The 17,389-nt window shown below is 73.0% G+C and carries 4 protein-coding genes; all 4 read left to right on the top strand.

The genetic code is table 11. From position 1 onward, the window contains the following. The first annotated feature begins 26 nt into the window (after positions 1 to 26). The gene (locus tag ACZ601_RS04530) at positions 27 to 1,376 is read left to right on the top strand and encodes a lysine N(6)-hydroxylase/L-ornithine N(5)-oxygenase family protein (protein WP_469532836.1); all 1,350 of its coding nucleotides are present in this window, start codon (positions 27 to 29) and stop codon (positions 1,374 to 1,376) included. Between the two features lie 119 nt (positions 1,377 to 1,495). Beyond that, on the top strand, positions 1,496 to 2,539 hold the full coding sequence (locus ACZ601_RS04525; protein WP_469532833.1) for an iron-siderophore ABC transporter substrate-binding protein: 1,044 nt from the start codon (positions 1,496 to 1,498) through the stop codon (positions 2,537 to 2,539). A 301-nt stretch (positions 2,540 to 2,840) separates the two neighbouring features. After that, on the top strand, positions 2,841 to 17,174 hold the full coding sequence (locus ACZ601_RS04520) for an amino acid adenylation domain-containing protein (protein ID WP_469532830.1): 14,334 nt from the start codon (positions 2,841 to 2,843) through the stop codon (positions 17,172 to 17,174). Continuing rightward, positions 17,171 to 17,380, top strand: a complete 210-nt coding sequence (locus ACZ601_RS04515) for an MbtH family protein (RefSeq protein ID WP_440576606.1) — start codon at positions 17,171 to 17,173, stop codon at positions 17,378 to 17,380. Before ACZ601_RS04520 ends, ACZ601_RS04515 begins: the two co-directional genes overlap by 4 nt. Positions 17,381 to 17,389: the final 9 nt, after the last annotated feature.

Here is a 17,389-nt window from a genome sequence, read left to right as displayed (position 1 = left end):
CGGCTGTCCCGCACGATGGGAGTGACATGTCACAGGTTGATCCTGGCGACGCACCTCTGATCCACGACCTCATAGGAATCGGCTTCGGGCCGTCCAATGTGGCCCTGGCGATCGCGCTCAGCGAGCACAACGCGCGAGTGGGCAGGCAGGAGGCGGTCACGGCACACTTCTTCGAGCGCCAGCCCGCCTTCGGCTGGCACCGCGGCATGCTGATCGACGACGCGACGATGCAGGTGTCGTTCCTCAAGGATCTCGTGACGCTGCGGGACCCGTCCAGCGAATACACCTTCCTGCGCTACCTGCAGAGCAGGGGCCGGCTGATCGACTTCGTCAACGGCAAGAACCTCTTCCCGCTCCGCGTGGAGTTCCACGACTACTTCGAGTGGGCGGCCGCGAAGGTCGACGACATGGTCAGCTACGGCCACGACGTGATCTCCGTGGAACCCGTGCTGCGTGACGGAGTGGTGGAGTACGTCGATGTGACGTCCCGCTCCGGCACCGAGACGGTCGTCCACCGCGCCCGCAACCTCGTCGTCGGCACCGGGCTGCGCCCGCTGATGCCGGAGGGCGTCGAGCGCACCGACCGGGTCTGGCACAACTCCGACCTGCTGGCCAAGGTCGACGCGCTGGAGGGCACGGAGCCCGCCCGGTTCGTCGTGGTCGGCGCCGGGCAGAGCGCCGCGGAGAACGTCGCCTACCTCCACCGCCGCTTCCCGCGCGCCGAGGTCTGCGCGGTCTTCTCCCGCTACGGCTACAGCCCGGCCGACGACAGCAGCTTCGCCAACCGGATCTTCGACCCGGAGGCGGTCGACGAGTACTTCACCGCCCCGGACGACATCAAGCGCAAGCTGATGGGCTACCACGGCAACACCAACTACTCCGTGGTGGACATCGACCTGATCGACGACCTGTACCGCCAGGCGTACCAGGAGAAGGTGCTCGGCACCGAGCGGCTGCGCTTCATCAACATCTCCCGGCTGACCGGCGTGGAGGAGGACGGGGACAAGGTCCGCGCCACCGTCACCTCCCTGGTCACCGGCGAGGAGAGCGCGCTGGAGGCGGATGTCGTGGTCCTCGCCACCGGCTACAGCCCCGTCGAGCCCCTGAGCCTCCTCGGTGACGTCGCACGGCACTGCCACCGCGACGAGGAGGGCCGGGTCCGGGTCGAGCGCGACTACCGGATCGCGACGGACGACGAACTGCGCTGCGGCATCTACCTCCAGGGCGGTACCGAGCACACCCACGGCATCACCTCCTCGCTGCTGTCCAACACCGCGATCAGGGTCGGCGAGATCCTCGACTCCATCGTCGAGCGTGGCCTCAAGGACGCCTCGGACGGACCTCGCCCGCTCGCCGGAGACCTTGCCGCGCCCTGACCCACCCCCGTTCCCGGTCCGCCATCGGTCCGCCCCCCACATCTCGCCCCGCCCGCCGCTCGTACGGCAGTACGCGGCGTGCCCGGCACGCACAGTGAAACCCCTTGAAAGGAACATCCGTGTCCACTGGTACACGCCCCGTTCTGACGCGGTTCGTCAGATTCGCACCCCGAGTGGCAGTCGCGGCCGTCGCCGCCGTCGCTCTGGCCGCCTGTGGGGGCGGCGACGACAAGGCATCGTCCAGCACCTCGGCAGAGGCGGGCGCGAAGTCCGGTGCCTTCCCGGTGACGGTCCAGCACAAGTACGGCAGCACGACGATCGAGTCGGAGCCCAAGCGGATCGTCACCCTGGGCCTCTCGGACCAGGACGCGGTCCTCGCGCTCGGCATCAAGCCCGTCGGCTCCGTGGACTGGTTCAAGGAGAAGCCGTACGGCAAGTGGCCCTGGACCAAGGCCAAGTGGGGCTCGGACACGCCGGACATCGTCGGTGAGCGCGACGAGTACAACATGGAGAAGATCGCCGCGCTCAAGCCGGACCTGGTCATCGCCCAGTACTCGGGGATGAAGAAGGAGCAGTACGACACGCTCTCCAAGTTCACCAAGGTCGTCGCCCAGCCCAAGGACCTGCCCGACTACGGCGCCTCCTGGCAGGTGATGACCCGGCAGATCGGCGCGTCACTCGGCAAGAAGGCGCAGGCGGAGAAGCTGATCACCGGCATCGACGCCGACTTCAAGAAGGTCCGCGACGAGCACCCCGAGTTCGCCACCAAGACCCTCGCCGTGGCCGACAGCTTCGAGGCGGGCAAGTACTCCGCGTTCACGAAGACCGACCCCAAGTCGATCTTCTTCTCCGAGCTGGGCTTCAAGTTGAAGCCGGAGATCGACAAGCTGGCCAAGCCGGGCTGGAACGCCGCCGAACTCAGCTCGGAGAAGCTGAACGTGCTCGACGTCGACCGCCTGGTCTGGGTGACCTCCAGCACCGACGCCAACGACCGGATCAAGGCCGAGCCGCTCTACAAGAACCTCAAGGTGAGCAAGGACAAGCGCGATCTGTTCGTGCCCTACCAGGACCCGGACATCGGCGCCGCGTTCTCCTTCAACACGGTCCTCTCGATCCCTTACGCGATCGACCAGATCGTGCCGCTGCTGACCGCCGTCAAGTAGCGCACCGCCCCACCTCAGCAAGACCTAGGGCGTGTCCGCAAAGTCTCGCCTGCCCGGCGGCGCCTGGCACGCACTCTCGCCGCACCGGGCGAAGACCCGAGTACGTCCAGTACGAGGGCCTGCGCCCGGCACGCCGAGAGCACGCACCAGACGCCGCCGGGCCCGCCCTCCGGGCGGACGACGTGACTTTGCGGACACGCCCTAGCAGGGGTGCCCGTCCGATGATGTGCCGGCCCGGCACGCCCTCGGACGGGACGTCCTCTCCTTGCCGTACATCATCAGGGAAAGGCCATTTCGTACGATGTTTGACGCCGAGTCGGACCGCACATCCGCTACCGGGATCCCGATGACCGGCGGGCAGGCCGGGATCTGGCCGGCCCAGCAGATCGAGCCGGACAGCTCCGCCTACAACATCGTCTTCGCCCTCGACCTGCGCGGCTCCACCGATCTCGGCCGGCTCGCCGCCGCCGTTCGGCAGGCCGTCACGGAAGCCGGCTGCCTGCACGTCGAGTTCACCCCCGGTGACGGCGACGGCGGCCCGCGCCAGAGCGCCGCCACCGTCCCCTTCGAGGTGCCCGTCGTCGACCTGCGCGAGGCCCCGGACCCCGAGGCGGCCGCCGCCGACTGGGCCACGGCCGAACGCGAACGGACCGCCCCCCTGGACCGGGCGCCGCTCTTCGCCCAGGCACTGCTGCGGCTCGCGGACGATCATGTCCGCTGGTACCAGCGCTACCACCACATCGTGCTCGACGGCATGGGCGTGACCCTGATCACCCGCCGGGCCGGTGAGCTCTACACCCTGGGCACGCGCGCCCCCGCCCGCCCCGGCCTGTCCCTCGCCCGGCTGGTGGACGCCGACCGGGAGTACCGAGTCTCCGCGGCGGCCGAGGCGGACCGCGCCTGGTGGCAGGAGCGTCTGGCCGGCCGGGCAGAACCTGTACGGCTCGTCGAGCGCGGTCACTCCCTGACGGCCCGGCGGCTGCGGCGCACCATCGAACTCACCCCGCAGGAGGCCGCGCGGCTGCACGCCGCCGCCGCGAACGCGGGTGTCCGGCCCTCCCGGCTGCTGGTCGCGGCCGTCGCCGCGTATCTGCACCGGGCCACCGGCGAACAGGACCTGGTCCTCGGACTGCCGGTCGCCGCTCGCCAGGACCCCGTGTCCGCCGTCGTCCCGGGCATGGTCTCCAACATCGTCCCGCTGCGGCTGACCGTCCGCCCCGGCACCACGGGCGCGGACCTCGTCGCGGACGTGCGCCGGGGGATCTCGGAGGCGGCCGCGCACGGACGCCACCGCGCGGAGCACCTGGCCAGGGACCTCGGACTGGTAGACGGCGTCCGGGAACTCGTCGGCCCGACCGTCAACATCCTGCCCAGGGGCGAGGAGTCCGGCTTCGACGGGCTGCGGACCGAGCTCCGCCCCGAGTGGCTCGGCCCGGTCAGCGACCTGGCGTTCGCCTTCTCCGAGAGCCGCGACGGCCACGCCGTCACCGTCCACCTCGACGCCGACGCGGACCTCTGCGACGCGGAGACCCTCCGCGACCACGAACGCCGCTTCCGCGCCGTGCTCGGCGCCCTCATCGACCACCCGGAGCGGCCCGTGGGCCGGATCGAGCTGACCTCCGGCGCCGAACGCGAGCGACTGATCGGTGAGTTGGCCGTCTCCCCGCGCGAAGTGGCCGAACTCTCCTGGCCCGCCGCCTTCGAAGCACAGGTACGCCGCACACCGGAGGCCGTCGCGCTCGTCTGCGAGGACCGCGAGCTCGACTACGCCGGACTGAACGCCGCCGCCAACCGGCTGGCCCGGCTGCTGGCCGCCCGAGGCGTGGGCGCCGGCTACGTCGTCGCCGTGGCCCTCCCGCGCTCCCCGGAACTCGTGGTGGCGCTGCTCGGCGTGATGAAGGCCGGTGCCGCCTACCTGCCGCTGGACGCCGACCACCCCCGGGACCGGACCGCGTACATGCTGTCCGACGCGGGGGCCACCACCGTGCTCACCGTCCGGGAACTCGCTCCCCACCTCCCGGAGTCGGACGCGGACCACCTGCTGCTCGACGAGCCGGAGACCGCCGCCGCCCTCGCCGCCCAGGACAGCGCGGACCCGGGCACCCCGGTCGTCCTGGACCAGGCCGCCTACGTGATCTACACCTCCGGCTCCACCGGCCGCCCCAAGGGCGTGGTCGTCACCCACGACGGCGTCGGCAGCCTCATCGCCACCGCCACGGACCGGATCGGTGTCACCTCGGAAAGCCGCGTCGTGCAGTTCGCCTCCGTCGGCTTCGACGTGACGGTCTGGGACCTGATCATGTCGCTGTGCGCCGGCGGCCGGATCATCGTCGTCCCCGCCGAGAGGCGGGTCGCCGGGCCCGCCCTCACCGACTACATCGCCCGCCACCGCGCCACCCACATGATCCTGCCCCCGTCGCTCGTCTCCGCGCTGCCGCCGGAGTGCGAACTGCCCGAGGGCGCCGTCCTCGTCGTCGGCACCGAAGCGGTCCCGAGCGAGCTGATCGCCCGCTGGTCCGGGCGGCTCCAGGTCGTCGTCGCCTACGGACTGACCGAGGCCAGCGTCAACTCCACGCTCTGGCTCGCCCGTTCCGGCCGGCCGGGTCCCACGCCCATCGGCCGGCCCGACCCCAACACCCGCACCTACGTACTGGACGCCGCGCTGCGGCCGGTGCCGGTGGGGGTTGAGGGCGAGTTGTACGTCGCCGGGCGCGGCCTCGCCCGCGGCTACCTCGGCCGCTCGGCCCTGACCTCGGAACGCTTCGTCGCCGACCCGTACGGGGACCCCGGCACCCGGATGTACCGCACCGGCGACCGGGTCCGCTGGGGCGCCGACGGCAACCTGGAGTTCCTGGGCCGGGCCGACGGACAGATCAAGATCCGCGGCCACCGGATCGAACCGGGCGAGATCGAGAGCGCCTTCATGGCCGCCCCCGGGATCGCCCAGTCCGCCGTCCTGGTCCGCGACGACCACCGGGGCGTCAAGCGCCTCGTCGCCTATCTCGTCGGGGACGGTGACGACGGCGCCGCCACCGAGACGGCCGTCACCGCCGCACGCGCCCAGGTGGCCGGCGCCCTGCCGGACCACATGGTGCCGACCGCCGTCGTCGTCCTGGACGGGCCCCTCCCGCTCACGCCCAACGGCAAGCTCGACACCCGCGCCCTGCCCGAGCCCCGGTGGACGGAGGTCAGCGGGACCGACGCGCCCACCGGACCGGCCGAGACCGCGCTCGCCGCACTCTTCGCGGAACTGCTCGACCTGCCCGCCGTGGGCGTCCGGAGCAGCTTCTTCGAGCTGGGCGGCGACAGCATCGTCGCCATCCAGCTGGTCAACCGCGCCCGCGACGCCGGACTCGCGATCACCCCGCGCGAGGTCTTCCGGCTCCGCACCGTCGAGGCCCTGGCCCGCGCCGCCGGGACGACGCCCGCCCCGCCGGCACCCGCACACGGGCTGGACGAGGACGCGCTGCCCGTCTCCCCGCTCCAGGAGGGCTTCTTCTTCCACGCCGCGTACGACGCGGGCACCGCCGACCTCTACCTCGTCCAGGAACTCCTGGAACTCGACGGACTCGTCGACCCGGACCGGCTGCGCGGGGCGCTCCAACTGCTGCTGGAACGGCACCCGTTGCTGCGCGCCTCGTTCCGCCAGCTCCCCGGAGGAGAGGTCGTCCAGCGCCTCGCGGAGCACGTCACCCTGCCCTGGCAGCAGGCCGACACCGCGGAGACCACCCTCGACGACGTGCTCCGGGCCGACCGCGCCCAGCCCTTCGACCTCGCCCGGCCACCGCTGCTGCGCGCCACCCTCGTACGGGACGGCCACCGGCACCGGCTGCTGCTCACCCTGCACCACATCGTCGCGGACGGCTGGTCCGTCTCCGTACTGCTGCGCGAACTCACCGCCGCCTACCGGGGCGAGGAACTCCCCGCACCGGCCGCACCCCACCCGTACCTGGCGTGGCTGGCCACCCGGGACCGGGACGGCGCGCGGGAGGCGTGGCGGCAGGCGCTCGCCGGGCTGGAGGGGCCGACCCGGCTCTCCGCGCTCGGCGCGGCGGCGGACGGCGAGCGGGCCCCGGCCAGTCCGGAACAGGTGGACACCCGGCTGCCCGAGGAGCTGACCAACGGCCTCACCGCGTACGCGCGCACCCACGGACTCACCCTCAGCACCGTCATGCACGGCGCGTGGGCCCTGCTGCTCGGCGCGCTCACCGGCAGCGACGACCTCGTCTTCGGCACCACCGTGTCCGGCCGGACCACCGAGGTCCCCGGCCTGGACTCCGCGGTGGGCCTGTTCATCAACACCGTCCCCGCCCGGGTGGTGCTGCGGCCGGAGGAGTCGCTCACCGCGCTGCTGCGCCGCGTCCAGGACGAGCACTCGGCGCTCCTGGACCACCAGCACCTCGGCCTGGCCGACATCCAGCGGATCGCGGGCGGCGGCGAACTCTTCGACACCCTGGTGGTGTTCGAGAACCACCCGGCCCCGCAGCCGTCCGCAGGCCACGGCCCGGACGCACTGCGCATCACCGGCAACGACGTCACCGACGCCGTGCACTACCCCCTCGCGCTCGTCGTCGAGCCCGGTGACGGCGGACTGCTGCTGCGCTTCAAGCACGACGCGGCCCGCTTCGACCAGGTGACCGTTGCCGTCCTCGCCAACCGGTTCACCGCACTGCTGCGCACCCTGGTGGCCGAGCCCGGCCGTACCGTCGCCAGGACCGGACTGCTGTCCGAGCGCGAACACGCGCACCTCGCGGAGCTGAACGACACCGCCAGGCCCGTCCCCGGGGCCACGCTCGCCTCGCTGTTCGCCGCGCAGGCGGCCCGTACGCCAGACGCCCCGGCCGTGGTCTTCGAGGACAGCACGCTGACCTACGCCGAACTCGACCGGCGCGCGGAGGCGCTGGCCCGGCGGCTGCGGTCGCGCGGGGCAGGCCCTGAGCAGTACGTCGCGGTGGCCGTACCTCGCTCCGCCGAACTGATGGTCGCGCTGCTGGGCGTCCTGAAGACCGGCGCCGCCTATCTGCCGGTCGACCTCGACTACCCGGCGGAGCGGGTCGCCTTCGTGCTCGGTGACTCCGGCACTCGTACGGTCGTGACCACGGCGGAGGCGGCCGGACGGCTGCCCGCCGTACCGGGCACCGACGTACTGCTCATGGACGGGACCGACGTACTGCTCATGGACGGGAAGGACGAGGACCGGAACGCGGCCGCCCCCGTGCGGCACGCCGGTCCCGACCACCCGGCCTACCTGATCTACACCTCCGGCTCCACCGGCCGCCCCAAGGGCGTCACCGTCACGCACCGCGCCGTCGTCAACCGGCTCGGGTGGATGCAGGGGGAGTACGGGCTCGGCGCGGACGACCGGGTCCTCCAGAAGACCCCGGCCGCCTTCGACGTCTCCGTGTGGGAGTTCTTCTGGCCGCTGGTGGAGGGCGCGACCGTCGTCCTCGCCCGCCCCGGCGGCCACCGCGACCCCGGCTACCTGGCCGGGCTGATCCGGGCACGGCGGATCACCACGCTGCACTTCGTCCCGTCCATGCTGGCCGCGTTCACCCAGGCCCTGGAGTCCGACACGGACCACCCGGACTGGGCGGCGAGCCTGCGGCGGGTGTTCTGCAGCGGCGAGGCCCTCACCGGCGCCCAGGCCGCCAACTGGTCCGAGCTGACCGCGCGTTCCGGGCGGGCCCCGGCGCCGCTGCACAACCTCTACGGGCCCACGGAGGCGGCCGTGGACGTGACCTCCTTCGCCTACGTTCCGGACGGCGACGGCGACGGCGACTCCGGGCCCGCCGTGCCCATCGGCCGCCCGGTCTGGAACACCCGGCTGCACGTACTGGACCCGTTCCTGCGCCAGGTCCCCGACGGGGTGGCGGGGGAGCTCTATCTCGCCGGGGTGCAGCTGGCCCGTGGCTACCACGACCGGCCTGGCACGACCGCCGAGCGCTTCGTGGCCGACCCCTTTGGCGGACCGGGCGAGCGCATGTACCGCACGGGTGACCTGGTGCGGCGGTGCGCCGACGGCGCCGTCGAGTACCTCGGCCGCACCGACCGGCAGGTCAAGATCAGGGGCAACCGCATCGAACTCGGGGAGATCGAGGCCGCCTTGGCAGCCCTGCCGGGGGTCGCCCGGGGAGCGGTGATCGTCCGTGACGGCGCGCTGGCCGGGTACGCCGTGCCCGTACCCGGCACGGTCCTGGACACCGACGCCCTGCGCGCGGCGCTGGCAGAGGCGCTGCCCGCGCCCATGGTGCCGGGCACCGTCCTGGCCCTGGACACCCTGCCGCTGACGCCCAGCGGCAAGCTCGACCAGAACGCCCTGCCGTCCGCCGCGCCCGCCCCCCTGACCGGCGGCCGGGCCCCGCGCGACGAGCGCGAGAGCGCCCTGTGCGAGATCTTCGCGGAGGTGCTCGGCGTACCCGGGACCGGCGTGGACGACGACTTCTTCGTCCTCGGCGGCGACAGCCTCAGCTCGATCGCCGTCGCCACCCGGGCCCGCGCGCGGGGACTGGTGATCGGCCCCCGCGACGTGTTCGAGTGCCGGACCCCGGCCGCCCTGGCCGCCGCCGCGCGAACGGCGGCACCCGGCCCCGCCACCCCGGCCGAAGCCTCCGCCGCCGAACCGCCGGCCCCCGCCGACGCCGTGACCGTGACCGCCGCGGAGGCCGGACCGGCAGCCGCCGCCCTCCAGGCCGTGCTGGCCCTCCAGGAGCAGTCCGGCGCCGACGTGGACCCCGCCCTGCGCGCCCTGCTCGCCCAGCTGACCTCCGCCGCGAGCCCCGAGCCTGATCCTGATCCCGAACCGGAGCCGGAGCAGCCCGCGCCGCTCGGCGGACTGGTGCTCTCGGCGGAGGAGACCGACCGCGTCGCCGCCACCGCAGGGCTCCCGGTCGACGACATCTGGCCGCTCTCCCCGCTCCAGGAGGGCATGTACTTCCACGCCACCTACGACGCGGGCGAGGCGCTCGACGTCTACCTCTCCCAGGAGACCCTGGACTTCGACCACCGCGTCGACGCGGACCGGCTGCGCGCCGCCTGCCGGACGCTGCTGGCCCGCAACACCGGGCTGCGGGCCGGATTCACCGCCGACGGACTGCCCCGGCCCGTCCAGTTCATCGTGGACGGCGCCGAGATCCCGCTCATCGAGGAGGACCTCTCCGGGCTGCCCGCCGCGCAGCAGCACAGCCGCACCCGGGAGCTGCTGGCCGCCGACCGGCGACAGCGCTTCGACCTGTCCGCGCCCTCGCTCTGCCGGCTGCTGCTCATCCGGCTCGGGGACGGCCGGGACCGGCTCGTGATCACCCACCACCTCATCCTGTGGGACGGCTGGTCCGCGTGGCTGTTCCTGGAGGAGCTGTTCACGCTGTACGAGCGGGCCGGCGACGCCACCGGGCTTCCGGTCCCCGGCTCGTACCGCGACTACCTCGGCTGGCTGGACGAGCAGGACACCGGGGCCGCGCTCACCGCCTGGCGCAGGGCGCTCTCCGGATTCGACGAGCCGACCCTGCTCGCCCCCTCCGGGCGCGACACCGGCCCGGTCATCCCGGCCGACCACGACACCGTGCTCAGCCAGGAGACCAGCGAACTGCTGCGGGCCACGGCACGCCGCCACGGGCTCACCCTGAACACCTTCCTGAACGCGGCCTGGGCCCTGGTGCTCTCCGCGATGACCGGGCGGGCCGACGTCGCCTTCGGCACCGCCGTCGCCGGACGGCCCGCCGACGTCCCGGGCGCGGCCGGAATCATCGGGATGTTCCTCAACACCATCCCCGCCCGCGTCGCGTTCACCCCGCAGGAGCCGCTCCTCGCCCTGCTGCGCAGGATGCAGTCCGAGCGCGCGGCCGTCATGCCGTACGAGTACGTCGGACTCGGCGCTCTCCAGCAGGAGACCGGCCACCGCCGGCTCTTCGACACCCTGTTCGTGCTGCGCTCGGCCGACGGCGAGGACCGCGCGGCCGAACTGCGCGGGCGGCACGGCATCACCGCCATGTCCAACGTGGACGGCACGCACTTCCCGCTCACCCTGATCGTCACCCCGGGAAGCCGGCTGCGGATCACCCTGGCGGCCAGGCCGGACCTGTTCGACGCCGAGGCCGCGACCACCATCCTCGACCGGTTCGCCGCGGTGCTCGGCCGGCTCACCGAGGCTCTCGACGGAGACGACCGGGCCCGTACCGCGGGCGTCGACCTGCTCCTGCCCGCGGAACGGGCCGCCACGGCCGCCGCACAGCGCACCGGCCGCGAGCCCGTGCCCGACGAGACCGTTGCCGATCTGCTCGCCGCCCAGGTCGCCCGCACCCCGGACGCCGTGGCACTCGTCTTCGGCGAGCAGACCCTGACGTACGCCGAACTGGACGCCCGCGTCAACCGGCTCGCCCGGCTGCTGCTGGCCGGGGGAGCCGGTCCGGAGAAGGTCGTGGCGCTCGCGCTGCCGCGCTCCATCGAGATGGTGGCTGCCCTCTTCGCCGTACTGCGTACCGGCGCCGCCTACCTGCCGCTCGACCTGGACCATCCTGCGGACCGGCTGCGCCTGATGGCCCGCGACTGCGGACCGCTGTGCCTGGTGTCCACCACCGCCGTCGCCCCCTCCCTGCGCGACGCGGACGGCCCCGTCGCTCCCGAACTCCTGCTGGACGACGCGGCCGTGGCCGCCGAACTGGCCGCGCTGCCGGGCGAAGAGATCACCGACGCGGAACGTCCCGCGTTCGCGCACGGGGTGCCGGGCCGCCTCGACCACCCCGCGTACGTCATCTACACCTCGGGCTCGACCGGCCGCCCCAAGGGCGTCGTCACCCCGTACCGGGGGCTGACGAACATGCAGTACAACCACCAGAAGGAGATCTTCGACCCGGCCATCGCCTCTGCGGGCGGACGGCGGCTGCGCATCGCGCACACCGTGTCCTTCGCCTTCGACATGTCCTGGGAGGAACTGCTCTGGCTCGTCGAGGGCCATGAGGTGCACGTCTGCGACGAGGAGTTGCGCCGCGACGCGGAGGCGCTGGTCGCGTACTGCGACAGCCACCGCATCGACGTGGTCAACGTGACGCCCACCTACGCCCAGCTCCTCATCGAGGAGGGCCTCCTGGACCAGGACGAGGCCGCCGGCAAGCACCGTCCCGCACTGGTCCTCCTCGGCGGTGAGGCCGTCCCCGACACGGTCTGGACCCGGCTGCGCCGCACCGAGGGCACCTACGGCTACAACCTCTACGGGCCGACCGAGTACACGATCAACACACTCGGCGCCTCCACCACCGACAGCGCGACCTCCACGGTCGGGGTACCGATCCGGGGCACTCGCGCCCACGTCCTCGATTCGATGCTGCGCCCCGTCCCGCCCGGCAGCCCCGGCGAGCTGTACATCGCCGGTACCGGCCTGGCCCGGGGCTACCACGACCGGACCGCGCTGACGGCCGAACGGTTCGTCGCCGACCCGTTCGGTGAACCGGGCGAGCGCATGTACCGGACCGGAGACCTGGTACGCCAACGCCCCGACGGCCTCATCGACTTCCTCGGCCGCACCGACGACCAGGTGAAGATCCGCGGCTACCGCATCGAACTGGGCGAGATCTCCACGGCCCTGTCCACGCACCCCCAGGTAGCGCACGCGGCGGTCGTTGTCTCCGAGCGGGCGGGCACCAAGCGCCTGGTCGGCTACGTCGTGCCGGAGGAGGGAGCCGGGACCGGCGAGTCGCTGACCCGGCCGCTGCGCGACCACCTGAAGACCCGGCTGCCGGACTACATGGTCCCCGCCGCGCTCGTCACCCTCGACGCGCTGCCCCTGACCGTCAACGGCAAGCTGGACGTCAGGGCGCTGCCCGCCCCCGACCTCGCCGTCGCGGGCACCGGACGCGCCCCCCGCGACCCGCGCGAGGAGACGCTCTGCGCCCTGTTCGCGGAGGTGCTCGGACTGCCCGTGGGCAGCGTCGACATCGACAGCGACTTCTTCGACCTGGGCGGGCACTCCCTGCTGGCCACCCGGCTGGTCAGCCGGGCCCGTACCGCGCTCGACGCCGAACTGGCGATCCGGGACCTCTTCGAGGCACCGACCGTCGCGGAACTGGTGGCCCGCGCCGCCCGCACCGACGGGGCAGCCCGTCCGGCCCTGGTCGCGGGCGAGCGGCCCGAGCGGCTTCCGCTGTCCCACGCCCAGCAGCGGCTGTGGGTCATCCAGCAGATCGAGTGCACCTCGGCCGCGTACAACTTCTCGCTGGCCATGCGGCTGCGCGGCCCGCTCGACCCCGATGCCTGGCGCACCGCGCTCGCGGATGTGACCGGCCGTCACGAAGCCCTGCGCACCGTCTTCTCCACGGCCTCCGACGGCCAGGTGTTCCAGCGGGTACTGCCCGCAGAAGAGGCGCACCCGGTGGTGGAGTACCGCCGGGCCACAGAGGACGAGGTGCCCGGCATCATCGACACGGTCGTCAACCGGCCGTTCGACCTCGCCGCCGAACTCCTGTTGCGCGCCACCGTCGTGGAGCTGTCGCCCGAGGACCACGTGGTCGTGCTGCTGCTGCACCACATCACCACCGACGAATGGTCCGACCGGCCGTTCCTGCGCGACCTCGCCACCGCCTACGCGGCGCGCCTCGAAGGCCGGGCACCCGACTGGGAGCCGCTGCCCGTCCAGTACGCCGACTACGCCCTGTGGCAGGACCGGCTGCTGGGCGACCCCGCCGACGGAACCAGCCTGGCCGCCCGCCAGCTGGACCACTGGCGCACGGCCCTGGCCGGCGCCCCGGAAGAGCTCGAACTGCCCACCGACCGGGCCAGGCCCGCCCGCCCGGCGTTCTCCGGCGCCGAACTCGACATCGCCTTCGACGCCCCGGTGCACGCCGGACTGAAGCGGCTCGCCCGGGAGACCGGCGCCAGCATGTTCATGGTGGTGCACGCGGCCGTCGCCGCGCTGCTCCACCGGATGGGCGCCGGAACGGACATCCCGCTCGGCTCGCCCATCGCGGGGCGCGGCGACGAGGCACTGGACGAACTGGTCGGCTTCTTCGTCAACACCCTGGTGCTGCGCACGGACCTCGGCGGCGACCCCAGCTTCACCGAACTCCTCGCCCGGGTCCGCGACACCGACCTGGCGGCTTTCTCCCACGCCGATGTGCCCTTCGAGTCGGTCGTGGAGGCCCTCAACCCGACCCGCTCGCTCTCCCGCAACCCGCTCTTCCAGGTGATGGTCGGCTATCACGCCCGAACCGGTGATGAGCTCGAACTGCCCGGCCTGAGCGTGGAGTTCGTTCCCTTCCGAATTCGCTCCGCAAAATTCGACCTGGTGTTCAGCTTCACCGAGCACACCGCGCCGGACGGCAGCCCCGGTTCGCTCGGCTGCCGGCTGGAGTTCGCCACCGAACTCTTCGACCTGGAGACCGCGGAGGCGATCGGTGAGCGGCTGCGCACCCTGGTCGCCGCGCTCGTCGCCGCGCCCGGACAGCCGCTGTCCCGGGCCGAGATCCTCTCCGGCCAGGAGCGGCGGACCGTACTGGAGGGCTTCAACGACACCGACCGGGAGGTCGAGGAGGAGTCCCTGCCCGCCCTGTTCGCCCGCAGGCTCACCGAACGGCCCGACGCCGTTGCCGTGGTGGACCGGGACCGCTCGGTGACGTACGCCCAGCTCGACGACCGGGCCCGCCGCATCGCCGGTCTGCTCGCCGCGCACGGGGCGGGTGCCGAGAGCGTGGTCGGGGTGGCCGTGCCCCGGTCCGTGGACATGATCGCCACCGTGCTCGCCGCGATGAAGCTGGGCGCGGCCTTCCTGCCGCTCGACCTGATCCACCCGGGGGACCGGCTCTCCTACATGATCGAGGACTCGGGGGCGGCCCTGGTCGTCGGCACCGAGACCGTCGCGGGGAAGATCCCCGAGGTGGCGGGCGTCCCGGTGGTCCTGCTGGACGCCCCCGACACCGTGGCGGCGCTGGAGGGGCCGTCCCCGGCCGCAGAACCCGGCGGGCCCGCAGGGCTTGACCAGGCCGCGTATGTCATCTACACCTCCGGTTCGACTGGCCGCCCCAAGGGCGTGATCGTGCCCCACGAGGGCATCTCGTCCCTGGTGGCCACCGCCGTCGACCGGATGAGCCTGCGCCGCGACAGCCGGGTGCTCCAGTTCGCCTCCACCGGCTTCGACGTCTTCGTCTTCGAGCTCGCCATGGCGCTGTGCCACGGCGGCAGCCTCGTACTCATCACCGATGAGGCACGGGTCGCGGGACCGGCCCTGACCGACTTCCTCGCGGACCGGCGGATCACCCACATGATCCTCCCGCCGTCCCTGGTCTCCGCGCTCCCGCCCGGCTGCGAACTGCCCGAGGGGTCGACCGTGCTGGTCGGCACCGAGACGGTGCCGCCGGACCTGTTCGACCGCTTCGGCGCCACCGCGGACCTGATCTGCGCCTACGGGCTCACCGAGGCGACGGTCAACTCGACGCTGTGGCGTGCCCGCGAGCACGGCGGCAGCCCGGCAGGCCGGGTGCCCATCGGCCGGCCCGACCCCAACACCCGCGCCTACGTGCTCGACGAGCGGCTGCGGCCCGTACCGGTGGGTGTGGTGGGCGAGCTGTACGTGGCCGGGCGCGGGCTGGCCCGCGGCTACCTCGGCAAGGAGGCACTGACCTCCGAGCGGTTCGTCGCGGACCCCTTCGGGGCGCCCGGCAGCCGGATGTACCGCACCGGCGACCGCGCCCGACGACGCCGCGACGGCAACCTCGACTTCCTCGGCCGGGCCGACACCCAGGTGAAGGTGCGGGGCTTCCGGATCGAGCTGGGCGAGATCGAGGCGGCACTCGCCGCACACCCCGGCGTCGCCCAGGCCGCGGTCGTCCCCGAGCGGGACGGCGACATCGTCCGGCTGATCGCCTACGCGGTGCCCGAGTCCGGCGAACCCGACCCGAGGGAGCTGCGCGCCCACATGGCAGGGCTGCTCCCCGAGTACATGGTCCCGGCCCTGGTCGTACCGCTGGACGGGCCGCTGCCGCTCACGCCCAACGGCAAGCTCGACCGCGCCGCGCTGCCCGCGCCCGACTGGTCCGCGATGACGGGCGACGCCCGCCCGGCCACCCCGGTCCAGAGCAGGGTCGCCGCCCTGTTCTGCGAGATCCTCAAGCTGGACGACGTCGGCGTGCACGACAGCTTCTTCGCGCTCGGCGGCCACTCCATGGCCTCGATGCGGCTGCTCGGCCGGATCCGCGCCGAGTTCGGCGTCGAACTCAGCATCAGGGACGTCTTCGACGCGCTCACCGTCGCCGGTATCGCCGGGGCGCTGGAGGGCGCGGGTACGTCCTCCGAGAGCGCGGCCCCGGTCCTGCCCGCGCTGCGCCCGGCCGGGCAACGGGCCGGGGAACTGCGGGCGGCGCCCGTCCAGGACTGGCAGTGGCAGGCCTCCCGCGACGCGCGGGGCGTCGACCACGCGCTGACCCTGCGCTCCACGGGCGGGCTCGACGCCGAGGTGCTGGCCGCCGCCCTCGCGGACGTGGTGGCCCGGCACGAGCCGCTGCGCACCGCGTTCACCGAACGCGACGGTGTGCTGTACCAGCGGCCCGCCCCGGCCCCCGTACTGACCGAGGAACGGTGCGCGGAGCTGGACACCCGGCTGGCCGAACTCGCGGCCCAGGCACCCGATCCGGCCACGGAAGCGCCGCTCAGGGCGCATCTGCTCACCGCACCGGACGGCGGCCAGGCACTGCTGCTGACCATGCACTACCTCGCCGTCGACGAATGGTCGGTGGTCCCGCTCTTCCGCGACCTGGTCACCGCCCACACGGCGCGCGCCCAGGGCCACGCACCCGGCTGGGAGCCGCTGCCGGTCGGCTACGCCGACTACGCCCACTGGGCCCATGAGACCCTCGGCGACCTCGCGGACCCGGACAGCCGGGGCGGGCAGCAGCTCGCCTACTGGCGCCGGACGCTCGACGGACTCCCGGACCGGATCGCCCTGCCGGCCGACGGCCCGCAGCGGACCGGCCCTGACACCTCCGTGCGGCCCGGATCCCACGTCGGGTTCGCCCTGGACGAGGAACTGCACGCCGCCGTGGACCGGCTCGCGCAGTCAACCGGCACCAGCATGTTCATGGTGCTTCACTCGGCGCTCGCCGCGCTGCTCACCGGGCACGGCGCGGGCACCGACCTGCCGATCGGCACCATGGTCGCGGGACGCACCGACGAGCAGCTCAGCGATCTGGTCGGCTGCTTCTTCAACACCGTGGTGCTGCGCACCGGCACGGCGGGCGACCCCAGCTTCACGGAACTGCTGACCCGGGTCCGGGAGACGACGCTGAGCGCCCTCGACCGGCAGGACGTCCCGTTCGACGCCGTCGTCCGGGCCGCCGGACTCCCGCCCCAGGGGCCGCAGGTCATGGTGATCCACCACGAACAGGCCGACGCGGAACTGCTGGAGGGCGGCATCGGCACGCTCTCGGCCGTACCGACCGGCGTCACCCGGGCAGACCTGACCCTCAGTTTCTACGAGCCGCACGGCGAAGGACCGGTGCACTGCGCGCTGATCCACGCCACCGGCCTGCTGGGCACCGCAAAGGCCCGGCAACTGTCCGCCGCGTACCTGGAGCTGCTGCGCCGCGCGACAGCCCATCCGGAACAGCCGCTTTCCGAGCTGTTCACCGCACCGTCCAAGAGGAGTGACAACGCATGACGACCAACCCGTTCGAGGACCCGCAGGGCACCTTCCTGGTCCTGGTCAACGACGAGAACCAGCACTCGCTGTGGCCCGCCTTCGCCGAGGTCCCGGCCGGCTGGCGCACCGCCTTCGGCCCGGACACCCGCGAGGCCTGCCTCGCCCACGTGGAGGCGAACTGGACGGACCTGCGACCGGCGAGCCTCGTCGCCCTCCAGGGCTGACCCCCGTAC

Source organism: Streptomyces sp. NPDC104307 (assembly GCF_055584045.1).
Note: the sequence above shows the minus strand (reverse complement) of the source record. Positions and strands in the feature narration are given on the sequence as shown.

What these genes read in the sequence shown, in the direction of transcription:
- ACZ601_RS04515 (WP_440576606.1), top strand. Translation starts at nt 17,171, where the DNA reads ATGACGACCAACCCGTTCGAGGACCCGCAGGGCACCTTCCTGGTCCTG.
- ACZ601_RS04520 (WP_469532830.1), top strand. Translation starts at nt 2,841, where the DNA reads ATGTTTGACGCCGAGTCGGACCGCACATCCGCTACCGGGATCCCGATG.
- ACZ601_RS04530 (WP_469532836.1), top strand. Translation starts at nt 27, where the DNA reads ATGTCACAGGTTGATCCTGGCGACGCACCTCTGATCCACGACCTCATA.